The 15066-nt window shown below is 38.5% G+C and carries 12 protein-coding genes; 7 read left to right on the top strand and 5 right to left on the bottom strand.

Annotation, left to right across the window (positions count from 1 at the left end; genetic code table 11):
• Positions 1 to 7 precede the first annotated feature (7 nt).
• Positions 8 to 364 (bottom strand): hypothetical protein, encoded by a 357-nt coding sequence (locus tag AY601_RS11650; RefSeq protein ID WP_068400996.1) that lies wholly within the window; start codon positions 362 to 364, stop codon positions 8 to 10.
• 571 nt (positions 365 to 935) lie between these two features.
• Between AY601_RS11650 and AY601_RS11645 the strand changes: the two genes are divergently transcribed.
• Positions 936 to 1661, top strand: a complete 726-nt coding sequence (locus AY601_RS11645; RefSeq protein WP_068400993.1) for a hypothetical protein — start codon at positions 936 to 938, stop codon at positions 1659 to 1661.
• Here AY601_RS11645 and AY601_RS11640 read toward each other — a convergent pair whose 3' ends face one another.
• Positions 1662 to 2666 (bottom strand): SDR family oxidoreductase, encoded by a 1005-nt coding sequence (locus tag AY601_RS11640; protein WP_068400990.1) that lies wholly within the window; start codon positions 2664 to 2666, stop codon positions 1662 to 1664.
• A complete protein-coding gene (locus tag AY601_RS11635; RefSeq protein WP_068400987.1) occupies positions 2653 to 3930 on the bottom strand; it encodes a nucleotide sugar dehydrogenase in 1278 nt (425 codons plus the stop codon). Before AY601_RS11635 ends, AY601_RS11640 begins: the two co-directional genes overlap by 14 nt.
• A 171-nt stretch (positions 3931 to 4101) precedes the next feature.
• On the opposite strand from AY601_RS11635, the gene AY601_RS11630 reads away from it, so the two are divergent.
• Positions 4102 to 6144 carry a M13 family metallopeptidase gene (locus AY601_RS11630; RefSeq protein WP_068400984.1) on the top strand — a complete coding sequence of 681 codons (2043 nt, stop codon included), beginning with the start codon at positions 4102 to 4104 and terminating at the stop codon, positions 6142 to 6144.
• Positions 6145 to 6239: 95 nt separating this feature from the next.
• Here AY601_RS11630 and AY601_RS11625 read toward each other — a convergent pair whose 3' ends face one another.
• Positions 6240 to 6821: a YceI family protein gene (locus tag AY601_RS11625; RefSeq protein WP_068400980.1), complete on the bottom strand. Its 582-nt coding sequence runs from the start codon at positions 6819 to 6821 to the stop codon at positions 6240 to 6242.
• A gap of 219 nt (positions 6822 to 7040) precedes the next feature.
• Between AY601_RS11625 and AY601_RS11620 the strand changes: the two genes are divergently transcribed.
• The 5 genes from AY601_RS11620 (at position 7041) to AY601_RS11600 (ending at position 14192) form a co-directional block, all read left to right on the top strand.
• A complete protein-coding gene (locus tag AY601_RS11620; protein ID WP_068400977.1) occupies positions 7041 to 7727 on the top strand; it encodes a hypothetical protein in 687 nt (228 codons plus the stop codon).
• Positions 7728 to 7932: 205 nt separating this feature from the next.
• A complete protein-coding gene (locus AY601_RS11615; protein WP_068400974.1) occupies positions 7933 to 10845 on the top strand; it encodes a CheR family methyltransferase in 2913 nt (970 codons plus the stop codon).
• Positions 10838 to 12463: a PAS domain-containing sensor histidine kinase gene (locus AY601_RS11610; protein ID WP_068400971.1), complete on the top strand. Its 1626-nt coding sequence runs from the start codon at positions 10838 to 10840 to the stop codon at positions 12461 to 12463. Before AY601_RS11615 ends, AY601_RS11610 begins: the two co-directional genes overlap by 8 nt.
• Before the next feature lie 20 nt (positions 12464 to 12483).
• Positions 12484 to 13497 (top strand): chemotaxis protein CheB, encoded by a 1014-nt coding sequence (locus AY601_RS11605; RefSeq protein ID WP_068400967.1) that lies wholly within the window; start codon positions 12484 to 12486, stop codon positions 13495 to 13497.
• A 50-nt stretch (positions 13498 to 13547) separates the two neighbouring features.
• Complete coding sequence (locus AY601_RS11600; protein ID WP_068400964.1) at positions 13548 to 14192, top strand: response regulator transcription factor; 645 nt, start codon at positions 13548 to 13550, stop codon at positions 14190 to 14192.
• Between the two features lie 2 nt (positions 14193 to 14194).
• Here the strand turns inward: AY601_RS11600 and AY601_RS11595 are convergent, their stop codons facing one another.
• Positions 14195 to 14902 carry an HlyD family efflux transporter periplasmic adaptor subunit gene (locus AY601_RS11595; RefSeq protein WP_198163673.1) on the bottom strand — a complete coding sequence of 236 codons (708 nt, stop codon included), beginning with the start codon at positions 14900 to 14902 and terminating at the stop codon, positions 14195 to 14197.
• Positions 14903 to 15066: the final 164 nt, after the last annotated feature.

The following is a 15066-nucleotide window of genomic DNA, read 5'->3' as shown; positions in this document are numbered from 1 at the left end:
CGATTTACTATAGCTCACTGAAGTTATCTTTTGTAAATTTATCAAGAACTTTATCTGCTAAAGTGTAATACTTATCGCGCCAATAATTTCTTTCCTTTTCCATTTCTTCATAACTGATGACTTCTGTAGAATTGCTTGTCTGAGCTGCCTTCTCTTCAGGATATTCACCAGAAAAGTCATGTCTAAGTGCTTTTCCGTATTTTGAGATTATTTTATAAGGTAATTTAGCTTCCAGAATATGGTTATAATAACTAGTTCTATCATATCCTGCTGCCTTAGCTACAGCCGTTATAGTCATTCCCGAGGTACGGACAATGGCATCTAAAAGCTCACCCTTATGGTTCTTAATATCCTCTTTTTTCACTAAAAACAAGGTAAACCAATAATGTTTAAGAATATTCTACATTTTATTAGTATAATTCTACAATTATGTTGATATTAGTATTTATAATGTAGAATTATACTTTTATTTGAGTAATTAGTCTACAAATTTGTTTACTTATTTAAATTATTACTATGCAATAGAATATAGATTGATACAAATTTATAATTTTGCAGTTCTTCAATTGAAAATGAAGGACTGCTTGACGAGCCTCGTAACAGAAATCTGGTAAATTTCATACAATACCCTACGAGATAAGTCAAGCAGCCTGAACCTATAAATATGGGGTCGGTTGCTTGCTTAAGTTTATTGTAGGGTATATTTTGTAAAAAATATATAGGTTTACCAGAACCTCTGTTACATTAGACGGGCAAGTAGCCGACCCTGTTCTTTTTTTCAGAATTCGTCTATTTGCACCGCAGCTCCGTATAAACACCAATTACCTTGATGAAGAAAATGGGATGTGCGGCCGGCAAATTCTCCTGGTTCAACGCGTAGAGCTTGGCCGCCATACCTTTTCTTTTCTCTTTTATTTCTGAATTAAAACGCGCTTATGAATAAAAATACAGGATCTAAAACAGTGAAATGGGACATCGATCTACCAGAAAAAGTTTTTCATATTAAAGGAACAGTCACCGTTTCCAATCAACTATCAGTACCCGTTAAAACTATCCGGAGGCTATGGGTAAATCATTTAGAAGTATTTCCGGAAACTGCAACAGCGCTGCGTCCATTTTATGATTGTAGCTTTGAATGGGGGGAACTTGGACAGAATGCTTCCTATACTGCAGCATTATCAATTTGTGTAGCTGTATTTAATAGTGAGCGGTTAGCTGAAAACCTGTTTATCTGTTTCAAAGAAGAATTTGTAGAGAATTTTCCTGATGGAAACTTTGAACTGGTTCTGGAAGTTACCAGGTTTTTAAATAAGCATAACGATAGATTACATCCCAATCTGTACAGCCGGTTTTGCTTTTCTGCAATCACAAATTCGAGGGAAATTCTTTTGTATAAGGATCCTGAAACCGGTTTAATCACAACCGATCTTGCAGAGAATTATGCGATGCATAGAGAATATATGCCCAATGTAACACTAAGGAAGCTCAATGAGCGTAAACAAAGACTCTTATTCAAACTATTTGCGAAGGATAATTACATCATCAGTGGCTATGAGTTTCCCGAAGTGATGCGCAGAGTAGAAGACATGATGGCCAGATTTTACTGGAGATCAGTAGAGAAGATTATTACCAGGAAAATTGCAGACCGCTATGAAGATTAACTATGATTTATTTCGCATCCAGTTCAGAGTATACTCCAAACCTTTTTGTACATTATATAAAGGAGCATAACCCAGGTCTTCTTTGATCCTGTTTATGTTTGCCAGTGAATCATGAATATCCCCCGCCCTGGATGGACCATAAGTCTGTCCGGGGTCAGTGCCATGGAGTTTCTTTATCAATGCCCAGAGCTCATTTAGCGAAATACGTTCACTGTAAGCTACATTATAAATGGTATGCGGAACATTACCAGTAAATAACAAGGCTTTAATATTTGCCTGGACTACATTTTCAATAAAAGTGAAATCTCTGGTCTGGCTGCCATCACCATTAATCACAGGCGCAGCACCAGTCAGCACCGCTTTCATCAAGAGCGGAATAACTGCTGCATAAGCACCTCCGGGATCTTGATTGGGGCCGAAAACGTTAAAATATCTTAAACCGACACTATCAGTTCCATAAGTCTTTCTGAAAACATCTGCATACAGCTCATTGACTAATTTAGTGACTGCATAAGGAGAAAGCGGAGCACCAATGCGTTCTTCTGTTTTGGGTAATTCCTTACTGTCGCCATAGGTAGAAGAAGAAGCAGCATAGACCATTCTCTTTACCTGTTGTTCTTTGACAGCCATCAGCAGGTTTAAAAAGCCTTCTATGTTGACCTGGCTGGTTGTTAGCGGATCTTTAATAGAACGCGGTACAGAACCTAATGCTGCCTGGTGGGTTACATAATCAATTCCCTTGCAAGCCGACATACAGGTAGCAGGATCACGGATATCACCATTGATAAATTCAAAAGCAGGATTGGATTCAAACTCTTCCAGATTCTTTCTGAAGCCAGTAGATAAATTATCCAGCACACGTACTTGGCCGGCACCATATTTTAAGAGGTACTTGACCAGATTTGAACCAATAAAGCCCGCTCCTCCAGTAATCAGGAAAGAAGATTTACTCAGATCCTGGTGATGATAAGGGGTAGTATAAAGTTGATAATTAGAGTCTTCCATGAGTGAGTTCAGCAGGTAACATTCCTTTTATATCATATATTACTGTATTTTCTTTACAAAGCTGCTGTACATCAAGCTCCTCGAACTCAGTATGCGCAACAGCACCAATTATAGCATCAAACTGGCGATCCTTGATGGCCTCATTCTGACAAGTAATGCCATATTCCTGGTAAACATGTGCAGGATCGGCCCAGGGATCAAGAATACAAACGTTTACATGGTACTCCTTTAAACGCGTTACAATATCTATTACCCTTGTATTGCGTACATCCGGGCAGTTTTCTTTGAAAGTAAAGCCTAAAATCAAGACTTCGCTGCCTGTAACCTGTATTTTTTTGCGCACCATCAGTTTGATCACTTCGTCCGCAATATATTGTCCCATACCGTCATTCAAGCGTCTGCCGGCCAGGATGATTTCTGGATGATAACCAGCTTCCTGTGCCTTTTGAGCAAGATAATAGGGGTCAACACCAATACAATGCCCACCTACAAGACCTGGTTTGAAATTAAGGAAATTCCATTTAGTACCCGCAGCTTCCAATATATCCAGCGTATTTAAACCAATCAGGTTAAATATCTTGGCCAGCTCATTGACAAAGGCAATATTAATATCCCGCTGTGCATTTTCGATTACTTTGGCCGCTTCTGCAACTTTAATACTAGGGGCCCTGTAAGTACCGGCTGTAATAATGGTGCGGTACAATTCGTCTACCTGATCTGCAGCTTCTGGTGTAGAACCAGAAGTGATTTTTAAAATCTGGGTCAGCGTATGTTCCTTATCTCCAGGGTTAATTCTTTCGGGAGAGTATCCGCAATGGAAATCAACGTTGAATTTAAGTCCCGAAACACGTTCCAGTACCGGCGCACATTCATCTTCGGTAACGCCGGGATAAACCGTTGACTCATAAATTACTATATCTCCCTTTTTTAAAAACTGACCAACTGTTTCACTTGCCTTATACAAAGCAGATAAATCAGGATGATTAAACTTATCAATAGGAGTAGGTACAGTAATGATATAAATACGGGCCTGCTGTAAAGCATTGGCATCATTGCTGAATAATAAATCAGACTTGACATCTGATAATTGCGCTTCAGTGATTTCCAGCGTGCTATCGTAACCGGTATGGAGTTCTGCTATGCGTTTTTGTTTAGTATCGAAGCCTGTCACCTTGAAATACCGGGCAAACGCTACTGCCAGCGGTAAACCAACGTAGCCCAGGCCAATAACGGCTATAGTTGTGTCTTTGTCAATCCTTGTCATCTATAATCTTCTATTCTGCTTGTTTTTCAACAAACAGGGCGCAATTTATTGAAATAAAACTGAATCTTAAGCATTAATAAAGCTGCAAGCGCTCAGATCATAAAGAATTATAATTAGATGCAAATTTAGAAATGGTTTCTTAGTAGATTTGGTTAAACTAACTGATAACAGATGAATAATTTAAAACTCTCTTTGGGTGTACCCATCATCGCAGGCTCCCTGCTGGTTTTGGCAGCATTCCAATCTTTTCATTCCACAGGAGATCCTAAGTCAGGAATTATCCTTGAAAACATGGATAAACAAGTTGTTCCGGGAAATAATTTTATGGAATATGTGAACGGGACCTGGATTAAAAAAACAGAAATTCCAGCAGATAAACCTTCTGCAAGTGTAAGCTCCCTGATCAACGATAAAGCTCAGGAAGATGTCAAAGAAATTATAGAAAAGGCAGCATCCGGGAAATTTGCAGACGGTTCTGAAGAACAGAAAATAGGGGACCTTTATGGTTCTTATATGAATATGACTGCAAGAGATGCAATTGGCGTAAAGCCTCTCGCTGCTGATTTCAAAAAGATCGACGGTATTAAAAACCAAAAAGAACTGGCAGCTTATTTTGCTTATGCGAATAAAATAGGGAATATGGCACCATTCAGTGTCGCCGTTACTGAAGATTTTAAAAACCCTAAAAACTACATGTTGCTAACCTGGCAAGGTGGTTTGGGCCTTCCTGACAGAGAATATTACTTCACAGATAATGCGAAGTCTAAAGAGATCAGAACTAAATATGTGGCGCATATTGAAAAGATGCTGACCCTTGCAGGAGTTACTGAAGCTAAACCAAAAGCATCAGAAATTATGGCTTTGGAAACTTTGATGGCTTCTAAACAAATGAAGAAAGAAGAAACCAGGAATATGGCTGGTTTATACAATAAATATGCAGTGAGTAAGTTGAACACCTTAATGCCGGATTATGATTGGAAAGGTATGCTCACTGAAGCAGGTGTGAAAAATCCGGACAGTATTGTCGTTGCCCAGGTAGCTTACACCAAAGACCTGAATGCGATCATTAAAGATACGCCGCTTGCCATTTGGAAAACTTACCTGAAGTGGAGCCTGGTTAAAGGTGCTGCTGGTGCTTTGAATACTGCACTTGATGAAGAGAATTTCAATTTCAATGGCACTACGTTAAATGGTATACCAAAACAACGTCCGCAATGGCGCAGAGGTGTTGGAATTGTTAACGGCTCGTTAGGGGAGATGGTTGGGAAGTTATATGTAGAAAAACATTTCTCTCCGGAAGCTAAAGCACGTATGCTGGTTTTAGTAGGTAATCTGCTTAAAGCTTATGAAACCAGTATCAAAGAACTGGATTGGATGAGTCCTGAAACTAAAACTGAAGCCCTGAAAAAGATCAGTAAGTTTACGCCTAAAATCGGTTATCCTGATAAATGGAGGGATTATTCCACCCTGAAAATTGTTAAAAATGATCTTTATGGCAACCTGACCCGTTCTACAGCTTTTGAATACAACCGTATGATGAAAAAGCTGGGAACTCCTGTTGACCGTACAGAGTGGGGCATGACTCCTCAAACGGTCAATGCGTATTATAACCCGCCATTGAATGAAATCGTATTCCCTGCTGCTATCCTGCAACCGCCATTTTTTGATATGAACGCAGAAGATGCTGTCAACTATGGTGGTATCGGTGCTGTTATCGGTCACGAAATTGGTCACGGATTTGACGATCAGGGCAGTACTTTTGACGGAGATGGTGTGATGCGTGATTGGTGGACAAAGAATGATTTAAGTGAATTTAAAAAAAGAACCAATGCTTTAGTTGCACAATACAGCGGTTTTAAAGTATTGAGTGATCTGAATGTAAATGGCGAATTCACTTTGGGAGAGAATATCGGAGACCTTGGTGGATTAACTATTGCCCTTAAAGCTTATCATGCTAGTTTGAATGGTAAAACTGCTCCGGTTCTGGATGGTTTTAACGGCGATCAGCGTGTTTTTATTGGTTGGGGACAGGTTTGGTTAAACAAATCAAGAGAACAAGCTTTAAGAAAACAAGTAGGTACAGATCCACACTCTCCGGCAAGATTCCGTGTGAATGGGATTGTCAGGAATATCCCGGAATTTTATACTGCATTTAATGTGAAACCTGGAGACTCCTTATATCTTGCACCAGATAAAAGAGTTAAAATCTGGTAAACAAGTATAATTCTGAAAAACTAAAAAGCCGCTGCCTCCTTTTAGGAAGCAGCGGCTTTTTAGTTTTTACCTTAAAGGCTAATCAAATGAGCTGATTAGTTTTTAACGAATTCAGTATTTGCATTAAGTGTAATCTCATCACTTAACATTGCATTTGGATATTTTGAACCTAAAGCAAAATCAGCTCTTTTGATAGTTCCTGTTACTTTGAAACCAGCAGTAGCTTTTTTAGACATTGGGTTAGTAGTTACACCTCTTAAAGTTGCATCTAAAGTAACTGGTTTAGTTACACCATGTAATGATAATAAACCGCTTACTTTGAATTTGTTGCCAGCTAATTTTTTAACTGAAGTACTTTTGAAAGTTAATTTAGGGAATTTTTCAGCGTCAAAGAAATCAGCACTTTTCAAATGTCCGTCTCTTTTTTCATCTTCTGTATTTACTGAATTGATATCAGCGCTTAAAGTTATAACTGCATCAGAGAAATCATCTTTTGAAGTAGTGATTGTTGATTCAAAGTTTTTAAATGAACCTTCAACGTCAGTGATCATTAAGTGAGTGATAACGAATCCTAATTTAGAATGCGATTTATCTGCAGTCCAGGTACTAGGCCCGACAGGTTTAAAAGCAAATAATGCAGCTGATGCCGCTAATAATAATACAACTAATTTTTTCATGTCTGTAATTTTTTTATACGACAAATATGGTATAATTAAACTGTTGTTGTATTGATGTATGGTAAGAAAATCTTCAGGACTAATAAAAGCAGGAAGGGATTAAAAAATCTTACGGTCTAAAAATAGGTAGTTGACTACAGGTTTTCGGATGTTTATACTGGTGGCTGATTAAATAAACCTCTTAAATTTGAGGTGAATTAACCGCGCTCTCTAAATAGTATGAAATCATTTGTAGATATGGCTCCTAAAAATTTACTTTGCTTTTCACATCTTCGCTGGGACTTTTTGTTACAGCGGCCTCAGCAATTGTTATTGAGATTTGCTGAACATACTAATATTTATTACGTTGAAAACCCTGTTTTTGATGCAAAAGAGGATCCTTATCTCTCTTTTGGGACCAGATCAGAAACTTTATGGAAAATGGTCCCGCATTTAAGAGCAGGACTTACTTCCAGTCAGATTACCAAATCTCTGGGGCAGTTAATGGATGCATTTCTGGAAAATGCTAAACTTGAAGATTGGACCTTCTGGTATTATGCGGCTTCTGCTTTGACATTTACTAAGAAATATAAACCAGGAATTATCGTATATGACTGCATGGATGAGGTTTCCATGTTCAGACGTTGTCCCGAAGAGATGAGTATCCTGGAAAAGAAACTGGTTGAAAAAGCAGATCTTATCTTTACACAAAGTTATACTATTCCAGCCAGTAAAAAGGTTTTTCATCCCTCAGTTTATCCATTCCCTTCTACCGGTTCTTTAGAAGATACTGCTCAAATCCTATCATGGGATGATACTTATACTGCAATGTCCCATTTGATCAGAGATGCTTCAGCAGGGAAGAGAAGTCAGTACGAATATTATCAAAATAAAAACTACAACAGACAGCTGTTCAGTTTTTCTTAGGCAACAGCTGCCTGTGGTAGTTTTTCTTAGGGAACAGTCTCCAGCTTTTTTAAGCAGCATTTATTCTGGATGTCAATAATCAGGTTAATAACGATTTAGCGCTCTGTTTCGTGTAAAATGTTTAATATTTTTATCTTTTAAAATATTTCTGTAACCAGAAACTACCAACTTTATTTTAACTTTATAAGATTTATGAATTGAAATAATGACGCTACAAGCATCCAGATCTCCAAAAAATGAACAAAATAAAACTGCTTTTCCTATTATAGGAATGGGAGGGTCAGCTGGATCTTTTCATGCCTTCGAAAAGTTCTTTTTACATATGCCAGTCAAAAGCGGGATGGCATTTGTAATCGTTATGCATCTTGATAATTCTTACCATGTGAATGTTGCGGCCATGCTGCAGCCTGTATCCTCGATGGCTATTACTGAAGCAACGGATGGTATGCAGGTTGAACCTGACCATATTTATGTGATCCCGCCACGAAAAGATATGGGTATACATAACGGACGCTTGTTGTTAATGGAAGCTTCCCGTTACAAAGGAGCCCATATGTCAATAGATTATTTTTTGCAAAGCCTGGCAGAAGACCAGTGGGGCAATGCAGTTGCTATTATCTTTTCGGGGATGGGTGCAGATGGAGAAACGGGAGTTAGAATGATCAAGGAAAAGCTGGGAATGGCTATGGTCCAGGATCCTGTGACAGCAGAATATCCAAGTATGCCCAATGCTGCTATCAAATCAAATATGGTGGATTACATCCTCTCAGCTGAGGATATGCCAGTCAAATTGATACAATATCTTAATCATCCTGTATTATTGGAATCAGAAGCTGTTGAAGAAGCTTACCTGAGCAATACAAACCAAACGCATCTGCAAAAGATATTAATGCTGTTAAGGTCGCATACCGGGCATGACTTTACCTTATATAAAAAGAATACCATTGTCAGAAGAATTGAAAGGAGAGTAGCGATCAATCAATTACATGACTATGTTGAATATATCAATTACCTGAGAGAAACACCCAATGAAATAGCCTTGTTATTCAATGAACTGTTGATTGGAGTGACTAAGTTTTTCAGAGATCAGCAAGCATTTGATGTGCTGAAGGAAAAACTATACCCCCACCTGATTACTAAAGAAGAAAATGATCCCATCCGTGTTTGGGTGGCGGGCTGTTCTACAGGAGAAGAAGCATACTCTATTGCGATATTGCTTATCGAATTCCTGGAAGAAGTTAAATCAGACAGAAGACCCAGACTGCAAATCTTTGCGACAGATCTTGATCCAAATGCTATTGACCATGCCCGCTCCGGAAATTATTTCTCTAACATTTCTTCAGAGGTATCTCCAGAAAGACTGGAACGCTTTTTTATCAAAGTGAACGAAGGTTATATTGTCAAAAAAGAAGTGCGTGAAATGATTGTCTTTGCACAACATAACCTGATTAAAGATGCACCATTTACCCGCCTCGATCTATTATGCTGTCGTAATGTGATGATTTATCTAACCTCAGAATTGCAGAAAAAGATTATTCCTGTTTTTCATTACTCTTTGAATCCTACTGGATTATTATTTCTGGGGCCAGCAGAATCTGTAGGGACATTTCAGAATAGCTTTACTAACCTGGATACCAAGTGGAAAATCTTTCAGCGTAAAGAAGGAGCATCGTTAGGAAATATGCTTGATTTTCCTTTTCATGTGGCCAGCCAGCACAATAAAAATATAAAAATGCATCTTCCGACCAAGAACTTGAAAAATCCTTTGGTAGAAACTTTTCATAAAATACTACTGGAAAGTTTTACGCCGACTTCTCTATTGCTCAACGAACGGGGCGATATCCTGTATATCAATGGCAAAACGGCGAAGTTTATGCAGATAAACTCAGGAGAAGCTGTATTTAATATTCACAGACTGGCTAGAGAAGAACTTAAATATGCTTTAGGCAATGCCCTTCATCAGGCCTGGGAGCAAAAAAGTAAAATAGAGGTTTCTGATATTAAAATTAAAGATGGTGACCAGATTTACCTGGTTGGCTTTAAGATTGATTATATGACAGAAGTACCTTTGCAGGATCTGTTGCTGGTTACTTTCTTTGATCTGGGGATAATTAAGAAAAGAAAAACTTCAAAAGGAAATCTGATCAGTTCTTCCAGAGAAGGAGAGGTCGAAGAGCTGGAAAAAGAATTGATTTATACCAAGCAGCAATTACACAGTACCATTGAACAGATGGAATCTTCTATGGAAGAACTGAAATCTGCCAACGAGGAATTGCAGAGTACGAATGAGGAACTTCAAAGTACCAATGAAGAAGCATTGACTACAAAAGAAGAAATGCAGTCCCTGAACGAAGAATTGATGACGATTAACCTTCAATATCAGAATAAAGCAGAGGAATTGACCCAGCTGAATAATGATATGAAAAACCTGCTGGATAATACTGAAATCGGGACGATATTTTTAGACAATCAGCTTAATATCGTTCGTTTTACACCACAGGTCACTAAATTGTTTAATGTAATACCAGGTGATGTAGGCAGATCCATTACGCATATTGTTTCCAACTTTGATTATCCTTCTTTGGAAGATTCTATTAAAGAGGTGATTGAAAAGCTTGCAGGTAAAGAACTGGAAGTGACAACCAAAAAAGATGAATGGTATAATCTCCGGATTATGCCTTACCGGACTATGGATAATTTTATTAGTGGTGCGGTGGTTACTTTTACCAAAATTACGCCTGTAAAAGCAATGGAGAACAGGTTGTTATCGTTAATGGAATATGCAAAAGGAATGGTCAATATTATTCCTGAGGCAGCCGTGGTACTGGATAAAGACAGGAAAGTACTGGTTGTGAATGATTTATTTTTAAAGCAATTTAATTTAAAAGAGGAAGAAATTACAGAACAATCTTTCATGGAGATTGTTCACAACAAATGGAAAACTAATAAGCTCGACGGTTTACTCCTGCAAACGGGTCCTGCAGATTTATTTATACAGCATACCTTTCAGGGGACTGGTCTTAAAGACATTTTCGTGAAAACCCAACCTGTAAATAAAGTTGAAGAAGGGATAGGTTTAGTATCATTGATAACTTTTAGAAATCAAAACAGTGGATAAAAGTCAAAGTTCAGCAACACAAAATAATACATCATTAATCTGGCGTTTATCAGAAAAACTGAAGTATAAAAATGAGAATTTTTCTTCAAAAATAAGCCTGACAATTGATGACGTTAACATTCTGCTCAATGAACTTCAGGTATACCAGCTGGAGCTGGAAATGCAAAATGACGAATTGAAAACTTCCTATCTGACACTGGATCAGGAGAGGGCTAAATTTGTAGGCTTATTTGACCTGGCACCGGTTGGCTATTTTATCCTTGATTATCTGGGAGTAGTTGAAGAAGCAAACCAGAATGGTATAGATCTGCTGAACATAACCAGACAAACCATTCTTTATCAAAGATTTCAAAGCTTCATTTCTCCACAGTCCTGGGAAGATTTTTATAATTTTTTGCACAGGATGCAATACAATGATACCAAGCAAACCGCAGAAATCAAGTTGAAATTGGCCGATGGTCAGGTGATTTTTACCCGTATGGAAGGAAGGGCGATCTCCAGTATCGTCGTAACAGATGTTAAATATTATATTACCGTTATTGATGTAACAGAAAGCCGTAATGCACAACAAGTCTTAAAAGAGACAAAGGAACGGCTTGAAATGACGCTCAAAGCTTCTGCAACGGGAACCTGGACTATATGTGGCGAAACATGTTCCGTTTTTCTGGATCCCCATAGTTTTAAGATAATGGGGATCAAAAGCTGTGATTTTAACGGAACTATTTCAGGATTGATTGCTTTAGTTCATCCCGATGACCAGCAGCATCTAAGCAACCATCTTCAGAGTGCTATACAAGGAGCGAAAGATATCGATCTGGAATTCAGGATAGCTAGCGGAGCAGATGACTTCAAATATATTGCTGCAAAGGGACATGAAATTAAAATGCAGGAAGAATTCATTTATTTTGCCGGAATACTGACCGATATCACCGAAAGGAAAAGATTAGAACGCGAAGCTGAATCGTTGAAAAATGATCAGCAAAAGTTGATTCTCTCTGCTACATTAATTGCACAGGAAAAAGAACGTAATCTAATCAGCAGAGCGCTGCATGATAGCGTTTGTCAACTGCTTTATGGAATTAAGCTCAACCTGGAAAGTGTGGAAAGGACAAATTACCTGAAAGGTGAGTTTAAGAATGTGAACGCATTACTGGATCAGGTTATTAAAGAAACGAGACAAATTTCTTATGAACTCACGCCAACTGTGCTGAAAGATTTTGGCTTTGTTGCAGGGATTAAAGAAATGGCACAGCGTACCAGTACAGACCATTTTCATATAGAAACTTATATCGACAGCACAGCAGATTTTTTACGTACAGATGTGCAGCTGTATATTTTCAGAATGATACAAGAGCTGATCAATAACTGTATCAAACATGCAAAAGCGACTAAAGCAGAAATCAAGGTCCGTTTACACCATAACCAGGTTTCTATCCGCGTTGCAGACAATGGCATAGGGTTTAATCCTCATACAGCACAGGCTGGTCCTATCGGATCAGGCTTAAGCGGAATTAAAAACAGAGTATACCTGTTAAACGGGCAGGTTAAATTTCATAACACTAAACAAGGTATGGTAGTGACTATTACATTTGAAAACACAGCTGAGCTTTCGGTGTAATTGACCTCAAATCACAGCATATGGAAGCAGAAGCAATAAAGAACATTATTACGATCGGTACTTCGGCAGGTGGCTTTTCCGCTATTGCAAAATTGGTAGCAAGCTTTAAACAGGATCTGGATGCAGCAGTATTTATCGTGATCCATTTGTCAGGTAATTCAAATTCAGAAATAATTTTAAAGGGGATTCAGAAACATACACTTTTAAAATGCAAGGTAGCTGAAGATCAGCAGGAAATAGAAAACAGAACAATTTATCTGGCCAAAGCAGATCATCACCTTTTAGTAATCAAGGACAGGATCCTTGTGACTAAAGGTGCATTTGAAAATCACTGGCGGCCAGCTATAGATGTACTTTTCAGATCTGCTGCGGCAGCCTATGGTAGTTGTGTAACAGGGATTATTTTAACAGGACTGCTGGATGACGGGGTTTCTGGAATGTATGCAATCAAAAGGAGCGGGGGATTGTGTATTGTCCAGGATCCTGAAGAAGCAGAATTTCCTGATATGCCTAACAGCGTATTAAACGCTATGGAAGTCGATTACAAAGTAGTGCTGAATGAGATAGGACATATTTTAACCGATAGATTTTCTCATACTTCCTGCATAGCAGCAGAAGTTCCTGCAGACGTGAAACTGGAAGCAGAGATTGCCAGAAGAATGACTACAAGTATGAAAGATTTGACTAAATTAGGTGACTTCAGCCATCTTACTTGTCCAGAATGTGGTGGTACAATGGTCAAAATAACCAATGATGCGATACCGCGTTACCGCTGTTACACGGGGCATGCATTCACAGAGCGTATTTTTGAAGATCAACAATTAAAAGGCATCGAAGACTCTCTCTGGGTAGCAATAAGAATGATGGAAGAGCGAAAAAACCTGTTACTGAATATGAACAGGCCGAAACCCACAGCTCAGAGTTTACCTGTTGATACCACAAGAAATGAAAGGGCAGAAGCAATGCAGCTGCACATCGACAGACTCCGGAAAATGTTGATGGATTTGGGTGAATTGCCAGGAAAAGAAGAATAAGATGCGATATGGAAGAGAATTTTTGGACTATAAGGAATTAAAGAGCATTTATGTTAAGCTTAATATTAGCAGAAGATCATAATATTGTACGCAACGGGATTCGTATGCTGCTGGAAGCTGACAAAGAAATCAGTATTGCCGGAGAAGCTACGAATGGTTTGGAAGTATTGGAGATCATCGGCAGTGGAATTAAAGTAGACATTGTACTGGCCGATATTAATATGCCAGAGATGGACGGAATAGCATTGATTAAGGAACTGAAACTAAAAAGTCCGGCTACACAGATCGTGATGCTTTCTATGCTGGATAATGATAAATATGTTTCTCAGGCCTTTTCTGAAGGTGCATCTGGTTATCTGCTTAAAAGTGTAAGTGCTGATGAACTTATATTTTCCTTGAAACATGTGAATGCCGGGGGACAGTATTTATGTGCTGAACTAGCCATGCGTTTATTGAATAAATCAATTACGACCGGACCACTGAACCGGATCAATGACAATGTGGAGTATTCTATGCGGGAAATTGAGATCCTGGCGCTGATTGCCGAAGGGTTAACAAATAATGAAATGTCTACCAAACTGTTTATCAGCAAACGTACTATAGAAGGGCACAGGCAAAGCCTGATCGAAAAAACAGGGGCAAAAAATACTGCCGCTCTGATCAGATATGCAGTTTTAAGCGGAATTATTCAATAAATTTATAAAAATCTCAGCAATTTGTAACCTAGTTTTTGTGCGTCAAAATTAATCTGGACTTTTCCCTGCTGACCAAAATAGAACACACCTTTTTCTGAAAGATGCTGAACGTCTTTATCTTCAAGACTGATCTGAAAAGGATATTTCCCTGAATGGTCCGGAAGCGCTGAAATGAATGAAACTTTTCCGGAGATACTGAAAACTTCCTCATTCCGTGCAACACTAATGGTTACTTTGTGACCAGTTTCCATCCTGGAAACGTTAAATTTATCGGCAGCTGCAGTACAGTACACCTCTCCCTTGCTCTTAATATCTGGCATGATATAAAATAAGGTATCGTCTTTACTCACGTAGGTTTTGCTTTTGAATTCAATCTTATTGGGCAGATAGTAGCCAGCATCCGTTGCATACACTGATGTTTCTTTTTGTGCAGATAAATCATAAATGGTAAACAGAAAAGTATTTGGCCCGATAGCATCGTTAGTATCAAAGATGTCTTTTTTGATAATACCATTAAAAGGACTGATTACAGGGACAATTTTGTGCTGTGTATGAAACTGTGCATTGAAAGATATACTGTCCTTATACGGGATCATAAGCGCAGCCAGGATAATTAAGAGCAGTGACAGGCATGTTACCAACACGTCCCGGTTTAAAAACCATTTCCATGGTTGACCAGCATTAGCGCCGTCTGTCTCTTTAAGTTTCATCAAATTGCTATTTCGGTTAGGCCGGCCAGAATATAAAACAAGCCAGGGAGCTAGACCTCCCTGACTTATCCTTTTCATAGGTAGAAAAGTTTTATTTTAATCAAATTATTGATATAGTTTGGTATACTAAAATAATTTGGGTTAAAGCAAGTATTTGGGAGGTA

Source organism: Pedobacter cryoconitis (assembly GCF_001590605.1).
Classification (GTDB): domain Bacteria; phylum Bacteroidota; class Bacteroidia; order Sphingobacteriales; family Sphingobacteriaceae; genus Pedobacter; species Pedobacter cryoconitis_A.
Note: the sequence above shows the minus strand (reverse complement) of the source record. Positions and strands in the feature narration are given on the sequence as shown.

Coding starts and splice junctions, on each gene's coding strand:
- AY601_RS11595 (WP_198163673.1), bottom strand. CDS start 14,902: ATGAAACTTAAAGAGACAGACGGCGCTAATGCTGGTCAACCATGGAAA.
- AY601_RS11645 (WP_068400993.1), top strand. CDS start 936: ATGAATAAAAATACAGGATCTAAAACAGTGAAATGGGACATCGATCTA.
- AY601_RS11640 (WP_068400990.1), bottom strand. CDS start 2,666: ATGGAAGACTCTAATTATCAACTTTATACTACCCCTTATCATCACCAG.
- AY601_RS11630 (WP_068400984.1), top strand. CDS start 4,102: ATGAATAATTTAAAACTCTCTTTGGGTGTACCCATCATCGCAGGCTCC.
- AY601_RS11600 (WP_068400964.1), top strand. CDS start 13,548: ATGTTAAGCTTAATATTAGCAGAAGATCATAATATTGTACGCAACGGG.
- AY601_RS11615 (WP_068400974.1), top strand. CDS start 7,933: ATGACGCTACAAGCATCCAGATCTCCAAAAAATGAACAAAATAAAACT.
- AY601_RS11605 (WP_068400967.1), top strand. CDS start 12,484: ATGGAAGCAGAAGCAATAAAGAACATTATTACGATCGGTACTTCGGCA.
- AY601_RS11620 (WP_068400977.1), top strand. CDS start 7,041: ATGAAATCATTTGTAGATATGGCTCCTAAAAATTTACTTTGCTTTTCA.
- AY601_RS11635 (WP_068400987.1), bottom strand. CDS start 3,930: ATGACAAGGATTGACAAAGACACAACTATAGCCGTTATTGGCCTGGGC.
- AY601_RS11625 (WP_068400980.1), bottom strand. CDS start 6,821: ATGAAAAAATTAGTTGTATTATTATTAGCGGCATCAGCTGCATTATTT.